Origin of the sequence: Acerihabitans sp. (assembly GCF_036398755.1) — a bacterium.
Lineage (GTDB): Bacteria > Pseudomonadota > Gammaproteobacteria > Enterobacterales > Enterobacteriaceae > Acerihabitans.
In genome coordinates this window covers 12,197-34,079 of sequence record NZ_DASWOM010000043.1, presented here as the reverse complement: position 1 = coordinate 34,079, position 21,883 = coordinate 12,197, and the positions used below count along the sequence as shown (strand labels likewise).

The 21,883-nt window shown below is 58.2% G+C and carries 22 protein-coding genes; 20 read left to right on the top strand and 2 right to left on the bottom strand.

All coding sequences use genetic code 11. The annotated features are described in order from the left end of the window. Positions 1-124: 124 nt before the first annotated feature. The 9 genes from VGC33_RS07180 to VGC33_RS07140 are packed head-to-tail and all read left to right on the top strand — an operon-like array spanning position 125 to position 9,495. On the top strand, positions 125-973 hold the full coding sequence (locus tag VGC33_RS07180; RefSeq protein ID WP_331120063.1) for a VOC family protein: 849 nt from the start codon (positions 125-127) through the stop codon (positions 971-973). A gap of 26 nt (positions 974-999) precedes the next feature. Further along, the gene (locus VGC33_RS07175) at positions 1,000-2,013 is read left to right on the top strand and encodes a quinone oxidoreductase family protein (RefSeq protein ID WP_331120062.1); all 1,014 of its coding nucleotides are present in this window, start codon (positions 1,000-1,002) and stop codon (positions 2,011-2,013) included. Further along, complete coding sequence (locus VGC33_RS07170; protein ID WP_331120061.1) at positions 2,010-2,447, top strand: PaaI family thioesterase; 438 nt, start codon at positions 2,010-2,012, stop codon at positions 2,445-2,447. The genes VGC33_RS07175 and VGC33_RS07170 overlap by 4 nt, the downstream gene beginning before the upstream one ends. Further along, on the top strand, positions 2,444-4,087 hold the full coding sequence (locus tag VGC33_RS07165) for an ABC transporter substrate-binding protein (RefSeq protein ID WP_331120060.1): 1,644 nt from the start codon (positions 2,444-2,446) through the stop codon (positions 4,085-4,087). The genes VGC33_RS07170 and VGC33_RS07165 overlap by 4 nt, the downstream gene beginning before the upstream one ends. Before the next feature lie 4 nt (positions 4,088-4,091). Further along, entirely contained in the window at positions 4,092-5,057 is a 966-nt protein-coding gene (locus VGC33_RS07160; protein ID WP_331120059.1) for an ABC transporter permease, read from the top strand. 5 nt (positions 5,058-5,062) lie between these two features. Then, positions 5,063-5,938, top strand: a complete 876-nt coding sequence (locus VGC33_RS07155) for an ABC transporter permease (protein WP_331120058.1) — start codon at positions 5,063-5,065, stop codon at positions 5,936-5,938. Continuing rightward, positions 5,935-6,951 (top strand): ABC transporter ATP-binding protein, encoded by a 1,017-nt coding sequence (locus VGC33_RS07150; RefSeq protein WP_331120057.1) that lies wholly within the window; start codon positions 5,935-5,937, stop codon positions 6,949-6,951. The genes VGC33_RS07155 and VGC33_RS07150 overlap by 4 nt, the downstream gene beginning before the upstream one ends. After that, positions 6,948-7,928, top strand: coding sequence for an ABC transporter ATP-binding protein (locus VGC33_RS07145; RefSeq protein WP_331120056.1), 981 nt, complete (start codon positions 6,948-6,950; stop codon positions 7,926-7,928). The genes VGC33_RS07150 and VGC33_RS07145 overlap by 4 nt, the downstream gene beginning before the upstream one ends. Positions 7,929-7,938: 10 nt before the next feature. Then, positions 7,939-9,495 carry a class I adenylate-forming enzyme family protein gene (locus VGC33_RS07140; RefSeq protein WP_331120055.1) on the top strand — a complete coding sequence of 519 codons (1,557 nt, stop codon included), beginning with the start codon at positions 7,939-7,941 and terminating at the stop codon, positions 9,493-9,495. Between the two features lie 55 nt (positions 9,496-9,550). Here VGC33_RS07140 and VGC33_RS07135 read toward each other — a convergent pair whose 3' ends face one another. After that, complete coding sequence (locus VGC33_RS07135) at positions 9,551-10,687, bottom strand: amidohydrolase (protein WP_331120113.1); 1,137 nt, start codon at positions 10,685-10,687, stop codon at positions 9,551-9,553. A gap of 302 nt (positions 10,688-10,989) precedes the next feature. On the opposite strand from VGC33_RS07135, the gene VGC33_RS07130 reads away from it, so the two are divergent. The 9 genes from VGC33_RS07130 (at position 10,990) to hxlB (ending at position 18,684) form a co-directional block, all read left to right on the top strand. Continuing rightward, positions 10,990-12,351, top strand: coding sequence for an MFS transporter (locus VGC33_RS07130; RefSeq protein WP_331120054.1), 1,362 nt, complete (start codon positions 10,990-10,992; stop codon positions 12,349-12,351). Continuing rightward, positions 12,351-12,941: a carboxymuconolactone decarboxylase family protein gene (locus VGC33_RS07125; RefSeq protein WP_331120053.1), complete on the top strand. Its 591-nt coding sequence runs from the start codon at positions 12,351-12,353 to the stop codon at positions 12,939-12,941. The genes VGC33_RS07130 and VGC33_RS07125 overlap by 1 nt, the downstream gene beginning before the upstream one ends. 168 nt (positions 12,942-13,109) lie before the next feature. Further along, entirely contained in the window at positions 13,110-14,075 is a 966-nt protein-coding gene (locus VGC33_RS07120; protein ID WP_331120052.1) for a sugar-binding transcriptional regulator, read from the top strand. A gap of 456 nt (positions 14,076-14,531) precedes the next feature. Then, the gene (gene gatA / locus VGC33_RS07115; protein WP_331120051.1) at positions 14,532-14,999 is read left to right on the top strand and encodes a PTS galactitol transporter subunit IIA; all 468 of its coding nucleotides are present in this window, start codon (positions 14,532-14,534) and stop codon (positions 14,997-14,999) included. 1 nt (position 15,000) lies between these two features. Continuing rightward, positions 15,001-15,294, top strand: coding sequence for a PTS sugar transporter subunit IIB (locus VGC33_RS07110; protein WP_331120050.1), 294 nt, complete (start codon positions 15,001-15,003; stop codon positions 15,292-15,294). 21 nt (positions 15,295-15,315) lie between these two features. Then, entirely contained in the window at positions 15,316-16,569 is a 1,254-nt protein-coding gene (locus VGC33_RS07105; protein ID WP_331120049.1) for a PTS transporter subunit IIC, read from the top strand. Positions 16,570-16,594: 25 nt separating this feature from the next. Further along, positions 16,595-17,239: a ribulose-phosphate 3-epimerase gene (gene rpe, locus VGC33_RS07100; RefSeq protein WP_331120112.1), complete on the top strand. Its 645-nt coding sequence runs from the start codon at positions 16,595-16,597 to the stop codon at positions 17,237-17,239. A gap of 116 nt (positions 17,240-17,355) precedes the next feature. After that, entirely contained in the window at positions 17,356-18,108 is a 753-nt protein-coding gene (locus VGC33_RS07095) for an SDR family NAD(P)-dependent oxidoreductase (RefSeq protein ID WP_331120111.1), read from the top strand. 15 nt (positions 18,109-18,123) lie between these two features. After that, positions 18,124-18,684, top strand: coding sequence for a 6-phospho-3-hexuloisomerase (gene hxlB / locus VGC33_RS07090; RefSeq protein WP_331120048.1), 561 nt, complete (start codon positions 18,124-18,126; stop codon positions 18,682-18,684). A gap of 189 nt (positions 18,685-18,873) precedes the next feature. Here hxlB and VGC33_RS07085 read toward each other — a convergent pair whose 3' ends face one another. Continuing rightward, positions 18,874-19,767: a LysR family transcriptional regulator gene (locus VGC33_RS07085; protein WP_331120047.1), complete on the bottom strand. Its 894-nt coding sequence runs from the start codon at positions 19,765-19,767 to the stop codon at positions 18,874-18,876. A 467-nt stretch (positions 19,768-20,234) separates the two neighbouring features. On the opposite strand from VGC33_RS07085, the gene VGC33_RS07080 reads away from it, so the two are divergent. Continuing rightward, entirely contained in the window at positions 20,235-21,290 is a 1,056-nt protein-coding gene (locus VGC33_RS07080; protein WP_331120046.1) for a catalase family peroxidase, read from the top strand. Continuing rightward, a complete protein-coding gene (locus VGC33_RS07075) occupies positions 21,287-21,826 on the top strand; it encodes a cytochrome b (RefSeq protein WP_331120045.1) in 540 nt (179 codons plus the stop codon). Before VGC33_RS07080 ends, VGC33_RS07075 begins: the two co-directional genes overlap by 4 nt. Positions 21,827-21,883 lie beyond the last annotated feature (57 nt).

Below are 21,883 nucleotides of genomic sequence, written 5' to 3'. Positions count from 1 at the left end.
CAACGTCGTGACAGGCTTAGTCATTTATTCGTTAACCTTTATCGGAATTGTACTTTGGCATCCGCGAACGGCTTGGTTAGAGTTGTAACCCGGTTTAGTTGTTGGATAGTCAGGTAAAATATCAATGAGTTCTTTAATTCCGGTAGTGGATCACGTGGTCATCAACGTCGCGGGAAAGCTTGATGAAACGCAGCAATTATTCACCCATCTAGGGTTCCAACTGACGCCGCGCGGCCACCATTCGCTGGGTTCCAGTAACCATCTGGCCATTTTTGGCGAAAACTATTTTGAACTGCTGGGATATGAAGCCGGCAACGCGGATAAACGCCAGGACCTATGGAACGCGCCCCTCGGCCTCACCGGCCTGGTGTGGAAGACCACCGACGCCGACGCGGTTTACCGCCACCTGCAATCCGTCGGCCTGGACGGCGATGCGCCGGCGTCGTTTTTCCGCCCGGTGGACCTGCCCGACGGCGGCAGGCCCGACGCCCGCTTTCGCACCGTCAGGCTTGACGCCGGGCGAATAAACAACGGCCGCAGCTTTTTTTGCCAGCACGACACGCCGGAACTGGTCTGGCGCCGTGAGTGGCAAGCCCACCCCAACGGCGTCACCGATATCATCGGTTTTGTCATTGCCGCGGCGGACCCCGCGGCGGTGGCCCGCCTGTACGGTCTGGTGTTCGGCCAGTCGGTTATCCAACCCGATCAGCACGGCGGCTATTGGCTGCAGGCGGGAGAAACCCGGGTGCGTTTTATCACCCCCCGGCGGGCCGTCGAGCTGTATGGCCCCGTCCCTGAAGGCGAAAACGGCACCGAACGCATGGTGGCGCTTAAGTTTGCGGTAGCACAGCCAAGCGCCAGCGCCGCCTATTTCCAACGCAACGGCATCAAGACAGTATCCCCGGCGCCCGATAGGGTGCTGATAAGCGCCGATCGCGCCTTCAACGTCGCTTTGCTGTTCACCTCCCGTTGATTTACTGATTTTAAGGTGCGCCAAAAATGAAAGCCCTGGTTTTACGTGAACACGGCGGCAATGAAAAATTGCGGCTGGAAAATGATTTTCCCGATCCGCAAGCCGGCCCGGGTGACGTGGTGCTGCGCGTGCGCGCCTCTTCGCTCAATTACCATGATGTGTTTACCCGTCGCGGCATGCCGGGCATTACGTTGCCGATGCCGATCATTATCGGTCTGGATGTGGCGGGCGAAATCGTCGCCCTGGGCGCGGGGGTCGACGGCTGGAAGATCGGCGACCGCGTGGTGGTAGACCCGATAAACCGGGTGGACGGCGGGCTGGTGGGCGAAACCACCCATGGCGGCCTGGCGGAGCTTTGCAGGGTGCCGGCCCACCAACTGATTGCCTTGCCCGATGAAATCAGCTTCGCCGAGGCGGCGGCCCTGCCGGTGGCTTACGGTACCGCCCGGCGCATGATGGTCACGATTGGCCAAATCCAGCCCGGAGAAAAGGTATTGATTCTCGGCGCCAGCGGCGGTGTCGGCGTGTGCTGCGTGCAACTGGCGAAGCTTGCCGGCGCCCAGGTCATCGCCTGCGCCGGCAGCGAGGAAAAGGCCGAACGCCTGCGGGCCGTCGGCGCCGACCAGATCATCCGCTACACCGAGCGCGATTTTATGAAGGAAGTGTTCCAACGCTTTGGCAAACCGGCGCGCCAGCGCAACGCCGCGACGCCGGGCGGCGTGGACGTGGTGGTCAATTTCACCGGCGGCGATACCTGGGTAAATTCCCTGCGCTGCCTGCGGGTGGGCGGAAGGCTGCTGACCTGCGGCGCGACCGCCGGTTTTAATCCCGCCGAGGACCTGCGCTATATCTGGACGTTCGAATTGCAAATCCGTGGCTCCAACGGCTGGGAACGTGAAGACCTGCATCAGTTGCTGGATCTGGTACGCCGCAAGCGGCTCAAGGTCCTAATCGATCGTCAGTGGCCGCTTGAGCAGGGCGCGCAGGCGCTGGCCTCGATTGAGCAGCGCCGGGTGACCGGCAAGGTGGTGGTGATATGAGCGCCAGGCTGAGTCAAGCGCAAATCGAGGAAAAATTCCGTACATCGCCGTTTATCGCCTGGCTGCAACTGCGTATAGAAGAGGTGGATTACGACAGCCAGACCCTGACGGTGACGGTGCCGATGCGGGCGGAGTTTGAACGCAGCGCCGGCAGCGGCCAATGGCATGGCGGTCCGCTGGCCTCGATTATCGATACCGTGGGGGATTTCGCGCTGGCGATGATGGTCGGCGCCGGTTTGCCCACGGTCAACTTTCGCGTCGATTACCTGCGCCCGGCGGTGAATACCTCGCTGCGGATCGTGGCGCGCAGCAGACGCATCGGCCGCACCTTCGGCGTTGCCGACGTGGACGTGTTCAATCAACAACATCAGTTGCTGGCCATCGGCCGCGCGACCTACGCCACCGGCGTCGCACAACCAGGAGTTTCATCATGAGCGGACAGTTTTCACGGCGCACATTTCTCGGCATCCTGGGCGTGGGGGGATCGCTTGCCGCCCTGTCGGGCGGGTTCCCGGGCGTAAAGCTGGTGGCGAACGCCACCGCCGCCGAGGTGGCGGGCGCGGTGCCGCGCCGGGGCGGCACCCTGGTCATTTCCTGGGGCGGCCTGGAGCCGCAGGCTTTATTTGTGCCGGGCGGCGGCGGTTCGTCGCCGTTCCAGACGTCAACCAAAATACTTGAGCGTCTGCTGAAGCTCGATAATAAGCTGAATTTCCAGCCGGCGCTGGCCGAGTCGGTGGTGCCCGCCGCCGACTATAAGAGCTATGACATCACCCTGCGCCAGGGGGTGAAGTGGCACGACGGCGCCGATTTTACCGCGGACGATGTGGTGTATAACGTGCTCGAGCATTGGAAGGCCATTTCAGCCGGCATCGCCCTGAAAGCGCTGAATGCCGCCACCGCGCTGGACGCGTATCGGGTCAGGCTGAGCTTTGATCATCCGGTGCCGGAATTTTTCCTTAAATCCATACTGGCCGGCCAGTATCAGTTACTGCTGCCAAAACACCTGTACGCGGGCAAGGACATTCTGACCAATCCGCTGAATAACCAGCCGGTGGGCACCGGTCCCTGGATTTTCGATAAATGGACGCGCGGCAGTTATGTGCAATACCGCCGCAACGGACAGTACTGGGCGCCCGACCAGCCCTACCTCGATAAGCTGCTGGTCAGATGGTGGAGCGACGCGGCGTCGCGGACCGCCGCCCTGGAAACCGGGGAACTGGGCCTGGGCTATTCCAACCCCGTGCCGGCCAGGGAAGTGGACCGCCTGCTGAAAACCGGCCAGGTGGTGCTTGACACCAGCGGGTATGAAAACAGCGCTTGGACGGTGACGGTGGAATTCAACCAACGGCGCGAGGTGGTGAAACGCCGCGACGTGCGCCAGGCCATCCTGCACGCCATCGACCGCGATTTTATCGTCAACACGATATATTTTGGCCGAGGAAAACCGGCGGTGGCGCCCATTTTCAGCAGCAATAGCCTGTTTTTCACCGATGATGTGCCCAAATATGAATTTGACGTTAAAAAAGCGGCCGCCCTGCTGGATGCCGCCGGCCTGCCGGTGAAAAACGGCAGCCGCTTTACCGTTAATCTGCTGGCGGCGGCCTGGTTCGAGGAAAACGCCAAGCTGGGACAGTACCTGAAACAGGCCCTGGAGGATGTCAATATCACCGTACGGCTCGACTCGGTGGACCGCGCCACGGCGCTGAAACGGATCTACAGCGATTACGATTATGATATCGCCGTCTCCAACTTTACCGCGCCGCTGGAGCCGGTGCCGACGGTGACGCAATTTTTCACCAGCGACGGCATCGTCAAAGGCGCGGCCTTCCGTAACGCCACCGGCTATAGCAACCCGGCGATGGACGAACTGGTGAGCAACATTACGGTTGAGGTGGACGAGGCCAAGCGGCGCGACCTGATCCATCAATTTGCCCGGCTGGCCAGTACCGACGTGCCCATCGTCCCCCTGGTGGAGATGCAGTCCTACACCCTGGCGCGCGCCAACGTACGCAACTTTACCACCGATGCCAATGTCCAGGGCACGTCCCTCAACGACGTCTGGCTGGCGGGGTAGCGGCATGACGCGCATCATTGTCCGGCGCTTGCTACAGGCCGTGCCGCTGCTGCTTGGGGTGGTGATTATCAATTTCGTGTTGATGAAATGCGTGCCCGGCACCCTGCTGGATGTGATGACCGCCGAGCAGCAGGTCACCGATCCGGCGATGATCGATCGGCTGCGCGCCTTATATGGACTGGACCAGCCGGCCTGGCTGCAATTGCTGAAGTATATCGGCGCGGTGGCCCGGCTGGATCTGGGCTTTTCCTATCGCCATAACCTGCCGGTGCTGGAGGTTATCCTGTCGCACCTGCCCGCCACGCTTTTACTGATGCTGACCAGCATCGCGGTGGCGCTGCTGGTCGGGATCGGCGCGGGCGTTTTGGCGGCCATCAAAGTCAACAGCGCCTGGGATACGCTTATCTCGGCGTTGGCGGTGCTGTGTTTCGCCGCGCCCGGATTCTGGCTCGGCATCATGATGATTATCCTGTTCTCGGTAAAACTCGGCTGGTTTCCGGTGGGAGGGATGGAAACCATCGGCGCCGATGAACGGCCCTGGGGGAGGGCGCTGGATATCGCCCACCATCTGGTGCTGCCGGCGCTGACCCTGGGCCTGTTTTACGCCGCCACCTACGCCCGGGTGATGCGCGCCTCGATGCTGGAGATTGCGCAACTGGATTTTGTGCGCGCCGCCAGGGCCAGGGGATTGAGCCGGCTGCGGGTGATAACCGGCCATATGATGCGCAACGCCCTGCTGCCGGTGGTGACCCTGTTCGGCCTGCAGCTCGGCACAGTGCTTGGCGGCAGCGTCGTGGTGGAATCCGTGTTCAGTTGGCCGGGGATCGGCCAGGTATTGTTCGACAGCGTGATGAGCCGCAATTTCCCCGTGGTGATGGGGGTTTTGGTGCTCAGTTCGCTGGTGGTGATTGTGGTCAATATCCTGGTCGACGTGATCTATTCTCGTCTGGACCCGCGAATCGGGAGTTAAAAATAATGTCGGTTACCGCCTTTCCATCGCCCGCCCCCGGCCCGCGCCTGGCGCTGCTGCGCCGTTTTTGCCGCCATCGCGGCGCGGTTGTGGGCGCGCTGATTGTGTTGATTATCGCGACGGCCGCGGCGCTGGCCGGATGGCTCTATCCCGTCGACCCGCTGCGCATCGTCGCCGGGCCTGAGATTTGGCCCTTTACCGACCGGCGTTTTCCGCTGGGCACCGACTCCCTGGGCCGCGACATCATGGCGATCATGGTACACGGCGCGCGCGCGACCTTGCTGATCGGACTGGTGGCAAGCCTGGTGGCCACCACGCTCGGGGTAGCGGTAGGCGCCGCGGCCGCCTGGTTTGGCGGTTGGGTCGACGAGGTGTTAATGCGTATTGCCGAGCTGTTCCAGATCATTCCCAACGTGGTGTTTGTGCTGACGGTGGTGGCGGTGCTGGGCCCGCGCATGGAAAACATCATTATCGCCGTCGGCCTGGTCTCCTGGCAGCCCATCGCCCGGCTGACCCGCGCCGAATTCCTGTCCTTCAAGGAGCGTGAATTCGTGCTCGCCTGCCGGGCCTGTGGCATGGGCAATCTGCGCATCGCCTTGGGCGAGATACTGCCCAATGTTATGCCGCCGGTTGTCGTCCTGTCATCGCTGGTGATTGCCGGAGCGATTCTCTACGAGTCGGTTATCTCTTTTCTCGGCTTCGGCGATCCCGGCCTTGCCAGCTGGGGCCGGCTGGTGGGGGAAGGACGTACGCTTATCCGCTCCTCATGGTACATCTGCGCGGTGCCGGGCGTGGCGATTATGCTGGCGGTGCTGGCGCTGAATCTGATTGGCGACGGGCTGAACGACGCCCTGAACCCGAAACTGAGGGACCGCCTGTGAGCAGCGTACTGGAAGTCAGGAATCTGAGCGTTGAACTGCGCGGCCGCCAGGGCGGCGTTATCGCGCTGGACGGGGTTTCCCTGTCCCTTGAGGCGGGGGAGACCCTGGCGGTGGTCGGGGAATCCGGCTGCGGAAAATCCCTTACCGCGCTGGCGCTGATGGGACTCCTGCCCAGCCCCCCGGCGCGGCTAAGCGGCGGTGAAATCTGGTTTGAACGGCAAAATCTGGTGGCTCTGGGAGAAGGGCGGATGCGGCAACTGCGCGGCAATCGCCTGGCGATGATTTTTCAGGACCCGATGAGCTCGCTCAATCCGGTAAAAACCGTCGGCAACCAGCTTGGCGAGGTGCTGCGGGTGCATTTGGGACTGACGCGGCGCGAAGCCTGGCGCCGGGGCATTGCGCTGCTGGAGCAGGTGCATATTCCCGATCCGGCCAGACGCATGGATGAATACCCGCACCGGCTCTCCGGCGGTATGTCCCAGCGGGTCATGATCGCCATGGCCATCGCCTGCAGGCCGGCGGTATTGATAGCCGACGAACCGACCACCGCCCTGGATGTAACCATCCAGGCGCAGATATTGGCCCTGCTGCGGGAATTGCAGGCCGATACCGGCATGGCGCTGATGCTGATTACCCACGATTTAGGCGTGGTCGCGGCCATGGCCCAGCGCGTCGCGGTGATGTATGCCGGTAAAATAGTCGAGGAAGCGCCGGTGCTGGAACTGTTCGATCATCCCCTGCATCCCTACACGCAGGGGCTGCTGCGCGCCACGCCGACCTCGGGGCGGCCCGACGAACGGCTATTGGACATCCCGGGCAGGGTACCCGCCCTGTCGGCGTTGCCCGAAGGCTGCGCCTTTGCGGCGCGCTGCCGCTATGCGCTGCCGGCCTGCGCGCGGCAAAGGCCGGCGTTATCCGCGCTGCGCAAGGACCATCAGGTGGCCTGCCTGGCGGCTGAACAGGACGCACGGGCGCCGGCGCCCAGGCTGGCTAACGGCGGGTGGCGCGGATGAAACCTTTTTTGACCGTGGAAAACCTGCAGGTGAGTTATCCCACCCGCGATGGCCGGGTGTTCGCCCTGGCGGGCGTAGACCTGACGCTAAGCCCCGGCGAGACCGTTGGGCTGGTGGGGGAGTCGGGCTGCGGCAAATCCACCCTAGGCAAGGCGGTAATGCGGTTGATTCCCAGCACCGGCGGGCGCATAGCCATTAACGGCAAGGATATCACCCATTTGGGGCGTAAGGCCTTGTTACCCTACCGGGCCGATATGCAGATGATGTTCCAGGATCCGCAGGGGTCGCTGAATCCACGCCAAAGCGTGGGCAAAAGCATCGGCCGGCCGCTGGAGGTCGCCGGCTGGGCGGGGGCGGCTATCCGCTCGCGGGTCGGCGAACTGCTGGAAATGGTAGGGCTGCCCGCGGCCGCGGCTTCGCGCTATCCCCATGAGTTTTCCGGCGGCCAGCGCCAGCGTATCGGCATCGCCCGGGCATTGATCCTGGAGCCGAAGGTGATTATCTGCGATGAGCCGGTTTCCGCCCTGGACGTATCGGTGCGGGCGCAGGTGATTAACCTGATGCGGGATATCCAGCAGCGCACCGGCGTGGCCTACCTGTTTATATCCCACGATCTCTCGGTGGTGGAATACATCGCCGACCGGCTGCTGGTAATGTACCTGGGACGCATCGTCGAAAGCGGGCCTACGCGCCAGGTGTGGGCCAATCCCGCCCATCCTTATACCTTTGCCCTGCTGGCGGCGGCGCCGGTGGCGGATCCCCGCGCGGCGCGCGGCCGTAATCTTTTGACGGGCGAATTGCCCAGCCCCATTTCCCCACCGTCCGGCTGCCCGTTCCATACCCGCTGCCCGCGCGCCGGCGAGCTCTGCCGGGTCGAGCGTCCGCCGCTGCGCGCCGGCGGTGAACAACGACAGGTCGCCTGCCATTTTCCCTTATTTGACGTTGACGCCAGGCAATTACCGCCACCGGCGTTATAAAGGAGTAGCCATGCCGTTTCAACACCATAACCTGGGCGATCTGATCGTCCGCAGCGCGGATTTACAGCGTGACGCGCTGATTGATTTAAGCGATCCCGCCCGGCCGCGCCATTGGAGCCATCGGCAGATCGACGAACTGGCCGGCGGCGTCGCCCGCTACCTGACCGATCTTGGCCTGCCGCGGGGCAGTACCGTCGCCATCGCCTCGCTTAACCGCGCGCAATACATTGCCGCGTATTTCGGCATTATGCGCGCCGGTCTGGTCGCGGTGCCGCTCAATATCAAAGTGCCGACCGACACCCTGGAATACCTGCTGGCGGATGCAAAAATCCGTCTGGCCTTTGTCGACGACGCGCGCCATGAAATTTTGCGCGGCAAGCTGCCCTTGGTGAACTTCGACGGGCAGGGCGAGGAGGGATTCGGCACACTTATCCGGCCGCAGGCCTTCGACACCGTGAAACCTGAGGCGGGCGAGGTGGCGATGATCCTCTACACGTCCGGTTCCACCGGCCGGCCGAAAGGCGTGCCGCTGACCCACCAGGGACAGCTGTGGGCGCTGGAAGCCACCCGCAGCGGCGGCGTGGAGCCTGATGGAACGCAGGCCCGCTATCTGCTGGCGCAGCCGTTGTTTCATATGAACGGCCTGTTCCTGACCAAACGGGTGTTTGCGGTTAACGCCCTGCTGGTGGTCCTGCCGGCCTTTGACGCCGAGCGCTATGCCGCCGCCCTGGCCGATTATCGCATCAATATCGTCACCGCCGTGCCGACCATGTTCGCCCGGCTGGTCCGCGATCCGGGTTTGCTGGCCGGGCGGGATTTCTCCGCCCTTAACCGCCTGATGCTGGGTTCCGCCCCCATGTCGATCTCGCTGCTCAATCGCATCCAGCAGGCGTTTCCCACGGCCACCATCACCCATGGTTACGGCACCACCGAGGCGGGGCCGGCGGTATTCGGTCCCCATCCCGACGGGCTGCCCACACCGCCCCTGGCGTTGGGATATCCGCTGGCGGCGGGGGAGGTCAAGCTGGTGGATGGCGCGAGCGCCGACGAAGGGGTGCTTTGCATGCGCAATCCGGCGGTCACGCCGGGCTATCTCGGCCTGCCGGAGAAAAGCGGCCAGGTATTCCGGGATGGCTGGTATTACAGCGGCGACGTGATGCGCCGCGATGCGCAGGGGTTCTATTATTTTACCGGCCGGGCGGACGATATGTTTGTCTGCTCCGGAGAAAACATCTTCCCGGTGGAGGTGGAAAAAACGCTGGAGACCCATCCCCAGGTACGTCAGGTTTGCGTGGTGCCGTTGCCGGATGAGGAACGCAGCCAGGTACCGGTCGCGTTCGTGGTATTGCAGCCAGACAGCACGCTAAGCGTCGCTGCGCTAAAGCAGCATGCCCTGGATAACGGCCCGGCCTACCAGCACCCGAGGCGCATCGCTTTCCTGGCCGAACTGCCCTGGGCGGGCACCAACAAGGTGGATCGCAATGCGTTGACGACGCTGGCGCGCGAGCTGGAAGCGCGCCAGGGCTGGAATGCGCCGCTGGCGGCGGCGAAGGCGGACCACGCCTGAATCAGCCCTGGCTACCGGCGCCGGTCGCGGCGCCGTGCGGGTCGCTGATGGGCGATTACGCCTGCAGCTTATGCAGCGTCTCCTGCGCCAGGCGGGCGAAATAGCGCGCCGCCGGCGCGATTAACGCCTCCGAGGGATCAAAGCGCGGATGATGCAGGCCGAAGGCGCTGGCCGAACCGATATTCACAAACGCGCCGGGCAGGTGATGCAGATAAAAGGCAAAGTCCTCGCCGCCCATCAGCGGCGGCAGGTCATGTACCCGATAACCCTCCGCGGCCGCCACATCCTTGGTGAAATCCGCCCATTCGGCGCTGTTCACCAGCACCGGCGGCCCGGCGTGCCAGCGCAGCTCGGCGTGGGCGCCGAAGCCGGCGGCGATATGTTCAATCAGGCGGGTTATTTTTTCCGGCACCAGGGCGCGGACCGCCGTATTATGGGTGCGCACCGTACCCTCAAGTTCCACCTGCTGCGGCAGCACGTTCCAGGTATTGCCGCCGGTAATGCGCGTGACGCTTAGCACCACCGAGTCCAGCGCGCTAAAGGCGCGGCTGGGCAAGGTTTGCAGCGCGGTGATGATATGGGCGGCCAGCACGATGCTATCGACGCCCTCCTCGGGCCGGGCGGCGTGGGCGCCTTTGCCGTTAACCAGGATTTCAAAGCGGTCAACGTTGGCATGCAGCGGTCCTGACCGGGTGCCAAATTCGCCCACCGGCAGATCGGGGGCGTTATGGCCGCCGAAAATCACGCTTACCCCCTCCAGCGCGCCGGCATCGATTAATTGCCGGGCGCCGGTAAAGATTTCCTCCGCCGGCTGGAACAGGATCCTGACTTTACCGGCAAGACTGGCCTCCCGCTCTTTCAGCAGCAGCGCGGCGCCCAGCATCACCGAGGTATGGATATCATGCCCGCAGGCGTGCATAACGCCCGGATTGCGGGAACTGAACGGCCGGTCTGATTGCTCCTCAATGGGCAGGGCGTCAATATCGGCGCGCAACGCGCAAACCGGCCCGTCGCCCTGGCCGATTTGCGCCACTACGCCGGTTTTAAGCGCGAGCGGCAAAATGGCAATGTCCGCCTCGCTCAACCACTGCCTGATTTTTTGCGTGGTCTGGAATTCGAGTCCGGAAATCTCCGGATTTTGATGCAACTCCCTGCGCCATCCCACCAGCGTGTCACTCAACCCGTTAGTCAAAACTTCGGCTGCCATGTCCAGTCTTCCCGCTAAAGCGATTTCTTATGTCGGACAAAAAAGCTAACAACCCCGCCATCGTGGGTCAAAGATTAAATATTGATGAGCTTAGACAGTAAACGGCAAAGCAACACGCGCCACCCCGATTGTCTCATTCCCGGGTTCTTTGCTTAGCGAAAATCGTACCTTAACAACGTCAATAGCCCTTGATAGGGTAACGCCGATACTCGCCGGGAATAAACATTCATGCTGTGTGTCTGGAATATCCGGGTGAAATTACAGCAAAAGTATATAAGGGGATCGAAATGACGCTTGCCAGCGATATACCGCAAGACCTCAGGGCGAAAAGCCGCAAAGTGGCTTTTGCGGCGTTTATCGGCACCACCGTCGAGTGGTATGATTTCTATATTTACAGTACCGCCGCCGCGCTGATTTTCAGCCATACCTTCTTTCCGCCGTCAACCGATCCGCTGTCGGGATTATTGGCTTCGTTCGCCGCCTATGGCGTGGGTTTTTTTGCCCGCCCGTTGGGCGGCATTATCGCCGGGCATTTCGGCGACAGGATCGGCCGCAAGCAGGTCCTGGTCTATTCACTGGTGCTGATGGGCATCGCCACGCTTCTGACCGGCCTGCTGCCGACCTATGCGATTGCCGGGCTCTGGGCGCCGGTGCTGCTGGTACTGCTGCGTTTATTGCAGGGGTTGGCCACCGGCGCGGAATGGGGCGGCGCATCGCTATTGTCGGTTGAACACGCGACCGCCAAAAACCGTGGACTGTTGGGATCCTTTACCCAAATTGGTTCCGCGGCCGGCATGCTGCTGGCCTCGGCCACGTTTTTGATCGTGAGGGCATCGCTCAGCAGCGGGGACTTCGGCAACTGGGGCTGGCGCCTGCCGTTTTTGTTCAGCATCGCGCTGATTGCCATCGGCATATTCGTCAGATTGCGGATTGACGAGCCGCCGGTTTTCCTGCGGGCCCAGGCCCAGGGCAGGATCAGGCGTTATCCGGTGGCGGATGTCATCCGCAACCACCCCAGGGGATTGCTGGTGACCATCGGCCTGCGGCTGGTGCAGCCGGCGATGTATTCGATCCTCACCACCTATGCGCTAAGCTACCTGGCGCTTAAGCGTGGCGACGCCACCATGGCGCTCACCGCGGTACTGGTAGGTTCCGCGGCGGCCATTATCGCCACGCCGTTTTGGGCGCTGCTGTCGGACAAAATTGGCCGGCGCGGACCCGCGGTATTCGGGATAATCGGCATCGGCGTGCTGGTCTGGCCGTTCTTTTTGTTTCTCGATCGGGGCAACCTGCTGTTTCTGCCGCTGGTGGTGGCGGTTGGCCTGGCGGTGTTCGACGCCGCCATATATGGGCCGGGCGCGGCCTGGTTTTCAGAACAATTCCCCACCGAAGTGCGTTACAGCGGCGTATCCATCGGCTACCAGGTGGGCACCCTGATTTCAGGGGGATTGACCCCCTTTATCGCCACTTACCTGTTTTCGGTGGGCGGCGGCTCGCCTTGGCTTATCAGCGCGTTTATTTCTTTTTATGCGGTCCTTAGCCTGTTCGCCGCCTTCGCCGCCAAAGATCCGGTGCGGGAAAACCGCCGGGCGTTGCACGTCAGCGATGATCCCGCCGCGAAAGCGCCGCTGAACAGCCAGGAGGCATGATGAGTCATGAACAGGACGTGGCGATATTATCCGCACTGGAAGGAAAAAATGCCCAGGCCAAAGCCTTCAGGGCGCTGTCGCGCCGGTATTGGGGCGAGGGCGCGCTGAGCAGCCGCGACAAGCATATTGTCGCGGTGGGGGTGGCGCAGGTCACCCGGTGTGAATATTGCATTGAACATCATGCGCGCATCGCCCGCCAACTGGGGGCTACGCGCGACCAACTCCTGGCGGCCGCCTACATTACCGCGGCGCTGGAAACGCTGTTGGGCGACACCATCGGCATTGACGCGGACTCGACCCTGCGCCCGCAGCGGTCGGCGTTAAGCGCAATGCCCATTGAACAGGACCGCAACGCCTTTGTTAACCAGGTATTCCAGGAGGGTACGCTGCCGTTGCCGCTGCGCTATGTGATTGCCGCATCGGCCGCCCTGGCGAAAGAACATGAAGGGCAAAGGCAGGCTTTTCACCATGCGGCATTGGCGGCGGGGGTGCCGCCGGCTGCCCTGGAAGAAGGTTACGCCATCGGGGTGATACTGAAGGCGGGCGCGGTGTATGCCCATACCCTTGGCATCGCGCGGGCGTTTGCCTGAGCATGCGCAAGAGAAGAAACGGGGTGCTCTCAATCACAAAACATAAATATTTTATCTCATATGTGCATATCTCATGAGCGTAACTATGTATACTCCTTTGAGTTGATTATAGGGCGGGGCGGCGTTCTGCACATGCCCATGCCATAGTGGCAGTAAATGGGCAATACTATGACGAAACAGAAGAAGAATTCCCGCTGGCAGGCCTATGATTCCTGCTACATCTATTCTCTTGTTGTCAGGCGTTACTTTGCAGAGATGAAAACAAAAATCGAGATTGCCGAAGAGCTCGGCATCTCTCGCTTCAAGGTCGCGCGTCTTATCGATGAAGCCATCCATCAGGATTATGTCAGGTTTATTTTCCCGAAACAGCAGGCGATGGACGACGAAATAGCCGGCAACCTGCGGGAAAAATACCACTTAGATGCGGCGGAAGTGCTTTCGGTCGCGGAATCCTGGTCAACGCAGGACGAGTTAAACCACAAGTTGGGGGCAATCGCCGCGATTTATCTGGGCGAAACGCTGAAAGAAGGCATGAAGCTGGGCATCGCCTGGGGACGCGTGCTATCAAGCACCGTCAGTCAGTTAACCACGCTGCCCCCCCTGGACGTGGTACAGCTTTCCGGCGTCCATCCCGGCATTGAGTTTAGCCAGGGACCCATTGATCTTATTCATAAAATCGCCGCCCTCTCCCACGGTAAAGCCCACCCCATGTATGTGCCGATGTGGGTTGATGATGAAGGGCTCGCGGTAAAACTGGCGGGCGATCAGGCGGTGCTGGATACCCAGCAGTATTATCCGCAGCTGGACGTGGTGATTACCGGCATCGGGGCCTGGAAGTCGGGCTCGTCCAGCCTGTGCAATATTTTCCCGCCCGCCTGGCGCGAGTCCCTGCTAAAGCAGGACATCGCCGCGGACATCTGTATCTCGCTGGTTAACAGCCAGGGGGACGTCCTCGACAGTCCGATGGATCGCCTGGGATTCGGTATCTCCACCGAACAGCTGAGAAAAACCCAAACAGTCATTGGCGTGGCCGGAGGCGAAGAGAAGTTCGACGGTATCGTCGCGTCTTTGAAATCCGGCTTGCTCAACGTCTTGATAACTGATTTTGATACCGCCGTGAAGCTCCTGGATTAAGGCCGCGGCTGCCAAGGCGGCGCTTGCCATTTACCTGGGTTAACTGCGTTAATGCCGGGTCCGGGCGGCCCGCCCAGGTGAAAAAACCGGTATTGGCGTCCGGCGTCCGGCGTCCGCTCCCGCGTTACCTGCCGGAATGCACACCAAGGCTGGCTAGGCCTTCAGCCAAAACCCGTTTCAACCGGTCCATTCTCCCGCCTTTACCCCTTTTTATTTATAAAAGGCCATGGTTGTCCCCCCTTGGCCCTGACCCGGATAGTGCCGTTGACCAAGCCTCGATTATTCTCTGTTTGCTCATATGAGCACTGAATTAAGCTCCCTAATGTGATTTTATGTGATCGAAGTACAAGTTCTGGCAACCACCATTTCGCGAACAAAACTGATGTGTTATAACTGCTCACATGATTTTTGAGTTAAGCTCATATGAGCAAAACTAAACGGCGTAAGGAGAGGGTGGTGAGTACATTAAAGGTCAGCGTTGCCGATGGCGCGGCATTCAGCAATTACGATGAGGTACTGCAACATATTCACGGCAAACTCTGTGCTGAAGGTACGGTAAAGGCATCCTACCTGACGGCGCTTCGGCAACGCGAAGCCGACTATCCCACAGGGATTTTGCTGGACGGCTACGCGGTGGCCATTCCCCATTGCGAAAGCGAACATGCCAATCATCCCTCAATTTACCTCATTCGCTTGCCGGCGCCGGTATGGGTCAATCAGGCCGACGGCGACGATAAGTTATCGGTAAGCCTGGTTGTCAATTTAGTCGTAACCGATCCGGCCGACCAATTGCAGCTGCTAAAAGCGTTGTTTAGCCATCTGCAAAGGGCGGAGTTCTATCACCAATTGCTGGAGCTTCCTGCTGATGAAGCAAAGGCGTTGTTCGTATCCACGATAATTACCAACACTACACCGGAGTCTTAATATGATTACCATCCTCGTAGCCTGCGGAAGCGGTGTCGCAACGTCCACCTTAGCCGCTGAAGAAGTGAAATCGGTTTGTTCCGAATATGGCATCACGTCGTACAAAATCAACAAATGCAGTATGTCCGAATTGCCTTCCGAGATGTCCCATGCGGACGTGGTATTAACCACCAATAACTATAAAGGTGATATAGGCAAACCCCATATGAGCGTAGCGGGATTTATCACGGGTATTAACGAAGTGGCATTGCGCAAGAAATTAGGAGAAATATTAACAGAGTTGGCCAAAAGCTAAAATCGACATGGGTGAAAAAAAATGGAAACGTTAAAAAATATCATGTTAACAATAACAAGCATGGGGGCTACCGCCATTCTGCCGCTTGTTATCTTTATTTTAGGATTGGTTTTCCGTATGAAAGTCGGTGCCGCGATTAAATCAGGCATCACGGTAGGTATCGGTTTTATAGGCTTAGGATTGGTGGTCGGGTTATTAAATGCTTCATTGCAGCCGGCGATCGCCTACTATTCAAAAATAGGCAGTGGTTTCACCGTGGCCGATATCGGCTGGCCGGCGGTAGGGGCGGCCGCATGGGTAGCGCCTTTCGCCGCGTTAGTCATTCCCATTGGCATTGTCTTGAATCTGTTCTTGGTTCGTTTAAAATTAACCAAAACATTAAACGTCGACATCTGGAACTACATGCATTTTTTGGTACCAGGTTCATTAGCCTATTTTGTATTCGATAACTTTTTTATTGGTCTGGGTGTTGCCGTTGCGCTCAGTGTGGCGGCCTTATTTATCGGCGATTTGATTGCACCCAGATGGCAAAAATATTACGGACTGGAGGGTACCACATGCACCACGATGATTCATATCGGCTGGACATTACCTTTTGCCTGGCTGGTTAACAAGATCATCGATTTCATTCCTGGCTTGAATAAGCTGGATGTCGACCTGGAAAGTGTGCAGAAACGGCTAGGGGTATTTGGTGAGCCGGCAATTATCGGCGTCATTGTCGGTTGTCTGCTGGGTATATTGACCAAGCAGGATATTACCAAAATCGTGCCTATGGCAATGGGGGTCGCGGGCGTAATGGTGTTGCTGCCGAAAGTCGTCAGCGTCCTGATGGAAGGGCTTAACCCCATTGGCAAGAGCGCCAAAGAAATTATGCAAAAACAAATGGGTAAAGACGCGGAACTGAATATCGGTATGGACTGCGCTTTAGCGCTTGGCGATCCCGCGACGATCACCGTCACGGTCATTACCATACCTCTGACCATGCTTTGCGCACTGGTATTGCCGGGCATACAAATTTTCCCCATCGGTGTTTTGATGTCAATAATCTACATGTCGACCATGACCGTGATGATGAGTAATGGAAATGTCATTCGCTCAATTATTTCAACCCTGCTTTTCTGTATTGTTGTTATGTACCTGGGCGGATATGTCGCGCCTGGCGCCACGCAATTTTTGAACGGCGCGGGTGTTGGCCTGAACGGTCAAGGCACGGACTTTGTATTAACCGGACCCTGGGAAGTATTGACCTATTGGTTAAGTACTGTATTTCATTAAGTAACCAAGAATGGAGCTGATGACCATGGCGCAGATCTTACCTTCCGTATTCGGCGCAAATATATTACATTTGCAAGATGAAATAAATTTTTTAGAAACAGAAAATACCGAGATTTTACATGTAGACTTAATGGACGGCACTTATGTCAATAATATTGCCTTTGGTCCCAATCAAATTGCCGCGTTAAAAAAGGCCAGTGTGATGACATTTGATGTTCACATGATGTTGGCCAATCCTGAGAAACATATTGATGATGTCATAAAAACCGGCGCGGAAATGATTTCAGTACATTATGAGTCCACTCCGCACGTGCATTATATTTTGCAAAAAATCAAGAAAGCCGGACGAAAAGCTGGCGTGGTGCTCAATCCTGGAACACCTGAAAATGTACTGCAATATCTGCTGGATGATATTGATTATATTTTAATCATGACCATTAACCCAGGGCGCCCCGACCAAACCTTTATTGAAAAAAGTTTGGAAAAGATAAAAAACACCAAAAAAATGATCTCCGATCGCAATATCCAAATTGAAGTTGATGGCGGCGTCAATATAGATATCGCAAAAAAAGTGAAAGAGGCCGGAGCGGATCTGATCGTTGTAGGGGGCGCGTTGTTTAATGCAAATCCCAAGGCAAGCTATCAGGCATTAAAAAATGCAATTCAGTAAACATGACCCGGGATACCAGGCTTGGCAAGCTGGCGATGACCCTTGGGCAACATCTAAACCGCCGGCATGGGCAGCAGAAGATCCCCTTGGTCGGCAAAGATGAAGGAGTAAGGAAAATGAGCAATTTTGAAGGGAAAGTGGCGTTGGTGACGGGTGGCGCGCATGGGATTGGCAAAGGGATTGCCAGACAGTTTGCGGAACGTGGCGCGCATACGGTCATTGTGGATTATAACGAAGAAAACGGCAGCAAAACCGCGGCTGAACTGACTTTCGGCAGTGTAAAATCCTTGTTTGTCAAAACCGATGTGTCCGATCCCAAGGCGCTGGAATCGGTACGCGAAAAAGTGTTCGAAACCTTTGGCCGCATCGATATTCTGGTCTTGAACGCGGGCGTGGCGTTTGCCAATACCGTCAAGAATATAACGTTTGAAGAATGGAATACAACGCTTGCGATCAATCTGACCGGTTTGTTCAATACGGTGAAAGCCTTCTACGATGACTTCGTTATCAACCAGGGATCCATCGTTTACATTTCATCCGGTTCGGCGCTGTCGGGCACCGGCGGCGGGGTAAGTTATCCGGCAAGTAAAGCGGGAGGAGAGGGGTTGATCCGGGGTTTGGCAAAAGAATTGGGACCCAAAGGCGTCAACGTCAACGCCATTGCCCCCCGTCTGATTGACACCGGCGAAATGATGCGTGTCAATTACCCGACGCAAGCCGATTTGGATGCTGTTTTGCAAAAAATTCCGGTGCGTCGCCTGGGCACCATTGATGACGTGGCTAATTTGGCGATTTTTTTAGCGGACAAGGCTAATTCGTATATTCAGGGCCAAACGATTTTGATGGACGGCGGACGCACGATAGCCTAACGGGAGGAAAAGTGAATGGGTGTTCAAGAAAATACGATCGGTATTTTAAAGGAACTAGGAAACAATGCTGTAAAAATTGACAATGCACAAGCGGATCAATTTATTACTCAATTGAGGAAAGCTAAACATATTTTCCTGCAAGGGGCGGGACGTAGTGGGATTGCCATTTGTGGTTTTGCCAATCGTTTACTGCATTTGGGCTTTTCCGTAAGCATTGTCGGCGAAATTTCGTCGCCACGCGCCAAACCGGGAGATTTGGTCATTATTGGATCCGGCAGCGGCGAAACGACAAGTCTCGTCAGCCTGGCGCAAAAAGCCGTGGAAAGCGATGTGGATGTAGTCTTGGTTACCATGAGACCCGACTCGACGATTGGCAGATTAGCCAGCGGCGTGCTGGTTTTACCGGGAACGGTGAAACAAGAAAACCAGCAAAAGGACGGCGCATTTTCACAACCGATGGGTTCCGCTTTCGAGCAACTGTGTTTTATCACCTATGATGCGATTGTGCTTGAGTTGATGGCGCAGCTTGGCGAAACCGGTAATAGTATGTTTGCCAGACACGCCAACCTGGAATAACGCTTTCCCGGGCCACAAAGTATCATAGAAACATTCAGGGTAAGCATTCATGAATAGGGTTCATAGTGCCTATCCTGGAACCCACCGTTATTTTTATACCAACCCGTTAACCTGTATCCCTGTCTGCTTTGAGTTCCCCGGATAACCCGTTATTCATCGAGCGTGATGGGCAATGAGTTCGCTGAAATTTTATTGTACATGGCGCAGCGCATCTATCATAAGCGCAAAGGCGGGCGGATGCTGCTTGCGGCTGGGGTAGTAAAGGTAATAACCCGGGAAGCGCGGACACCACTCATCCAGAACCTGGATAAGTTTTGCGGATTTTACCAAACCCGCAATCATATCCTCCGGCACACAGGCAATGCCAAAACCTGACAGCGCCGCATCGATTCTTTCCGACAGCAAATTGAACGTCAGTTGTCCTTCGACCCTGACGCGCAGCGGTTTCCCTTCCCGTTCAAACTCCCAGTGATACAAACTGCCGGCGGTGGGTAGCCGCAGATTGATGCACCGGTGGTTCTGCAGGTCATGCGGCGCATGGGGAATGCCGTTCGCGGCAAAATAGGCCGGCGCGCCGACCACGGCCATGCGCATATCCGGGCCTATCTTTACGGCGACCATGTCTTTATCGACACTTTCGCCAAGACGGACGCCGGCATCAAAACGGTCTTCGACAATATTCACAAAGCCATTATCCACCACCAGCTCGACGCTGATTTCCGGGTATGCCCTTAAAAAAGGTTTCAGCTTTGGCCATAACAGGCTGCGCGTCGCGTGCTCTCCCGCCGAAAGCCTGATATTGCCAGATGCGCGGCCGTTGAGTTGAAGCAGGGTTTGCAGTTCGTGTTCCAGATCGGCGAGGCGGGGTTCCAGACAGGCGATAATTCTCTCGCCCACCTCGGTGGGGGCGACGCTACGGGTGGTACGGGTCAAAAGCCGCAGGTTTAAACGTTCTTCCAGGGCCTTGATGGCATGGCTGAGTGCGGACTGGGAAACCCCCAGCTTACCCGCTGCTTTCGTGAAACTTCGCTCCCTGGCGACCACCAGAAAGATCTGCAGCTCATTGAAGTTTTCTTTCAGCATGGGGGATTTCCTTAATTAACCGGGCTACGGGATATGGCGCTGGTGAAGCCTGTTCACGGACGTCATCATTTTAGCCCGATCACCGAGAGTAAGGACAATGGTTACGTCCCGCGCCCGGATCCAAACGATCGCCTCATCCCCGTGGAGGGAAAAGGCGTGATGCCATTGACATTCAAGCTACCAACTAGTAGGTTTGTTTTAGCGGTTCGGTCACAGAGGGGCGTCGCGAAGACCATTGGCGCCCCTTCCGTGTCGACCGGATGACTGAATCCGCAATGCAATGGACGGGTCGTTTCGGTTTACCAGGGTAGGTGAGAAGCCCTGGCGCCGTTTGGCCTGATTCTGATAAATAAAAGGCAAAGCCACAGCCTTGGTGGTCGGCTTTGTGTAAATACGTTTTTGTCCTGCGGGAATAGATCTCCCCGTATTCGTCCGCGGGTTCAATTTTGACAGTGTGAGCGAAAAATATGACAACCTCTTCACTTTCCACCGGCCAGAAAATCGTGCGCCTGTTGCTAGTCGGTATTATTCCACTCGGCGTGATAGCGCTGTTTCTGTGGACGGGCGGCTGGCTGGCGCCGGAACGCCTTACCTCTGACAAACTGGTGACGGTACTGCAAAAATCGGGCGGTGATCATCCGGGCTTTCGCCGCAACCATGCCAAAGGCGTGTGCGTCGTCGGGAGTTTTATCTCTAACGGCAATGCCGGCCCGCTATCGCGCGCCGCGCTGTTCGCGCCGGGTGAAACGCCGGTAACGGGGCGCTTTGCCATCGCAGGCGGTAATCCCGCCGCGCCGGATTATGCCGTTCCCGTGCGCAGCATGGCGCTGGCGTTCAGGCAGGGTAACGGTGAACAGTGGCGCACGGGAATGAACGCCATGCCGCTGTTTCCGGTATCGACCGTTGAAGAGTTCTACCAATTGCAAACCATCACCCTGCCTGACCCGGCAACCGGCAAACCCAATCCTGAAAGGCTGAAGGCGTTTGTGGGGGCGCATCCCCAGATGCAGCGCTATCTTGCCTGGGCAAAGCAATATGTTCCCTCATCCAGCTGGGCGAGCGATCGCTTTAACAGCCTGAATGCATTTAGGTTTATTGATAAAACGGGCGGGGAGCACCTGGTTCGCTGGAGCATGGTGCCGCACACCGGCTATCAACCCATTAGCGAGGCGGATAAAAGCGATAAGGATTTCCTGCAGCGCGATATTGAGCAGCGCCTGGCACAGAACCCGCTGAAGTGGGATTTGGTGATTACCGTCGCCCGGCCCGGCGATGCGGGTAACGATGCCGCCAAGGTCTGGCCCGACGATCGGCAAACCATCAATGCCGGCACGCTCGTGCTGACAAGCGTTGTCCCGCAGCTAAATGGTCCGTGCAACGATATCAACTACGATCCCCTGATCCTCCCGGACGGCATCGCCGCGTCGGACGATCCTTTGCTCAATGCGCGCTCGTCGGCCTATGCCAAATCGTACAACGCCCGCACCCGTGAACAGTCCCAACAGTCAGGAGCCCGCTTATGAAACAGGTTGCTCATTTCCATCCAGCGCTGCGTTTCCTGCACTGGCTGATGGCCGCGGCGATCGTGGCGATGCTGTTTATCGGCGTGGCGATGGTTGCAACGGTTTCGTCGCTGCATGCCTTACTGGTGTCGGTCCACAAGCCGCTGGGCCTGATGATTCTGGTGCTGGCGGCGGTCAGGCTGTGGCTGCGATTTTACACCGCGGTACCGCCGCTGCCTGCCTCCGTACCTGCCTGGCAGAGAGGTATGGCGCATCTTTCGCATTGGGCGCTTTATGCGATGATGTTCCTCCAGCCGCTTATCGGCTGGGCGATGCAATCGGCGGCGGGGTATCCGGTCTCTTTAGGCGGCTCCTTTGTTTTACCGCCCATCGTGCCGGTGAATAACGACTGGTACGCCGTTCTGCGCCCGCTGCATTCGCAGGTTGCGCTGGCGCTGTTCATCACCGTGATGCTGCACCTGGCCGCGGCGCTGTTCCATGCGCTGGTGCTGCGCGACGGGGTCTTTGACAGCATGTCGGGCGCCCGCAGGCGGTAGGGATCTGGCAACCTGGCTTGGTAAACGCGTTACCGCACAGGCAAGAAAAGCCGTGCC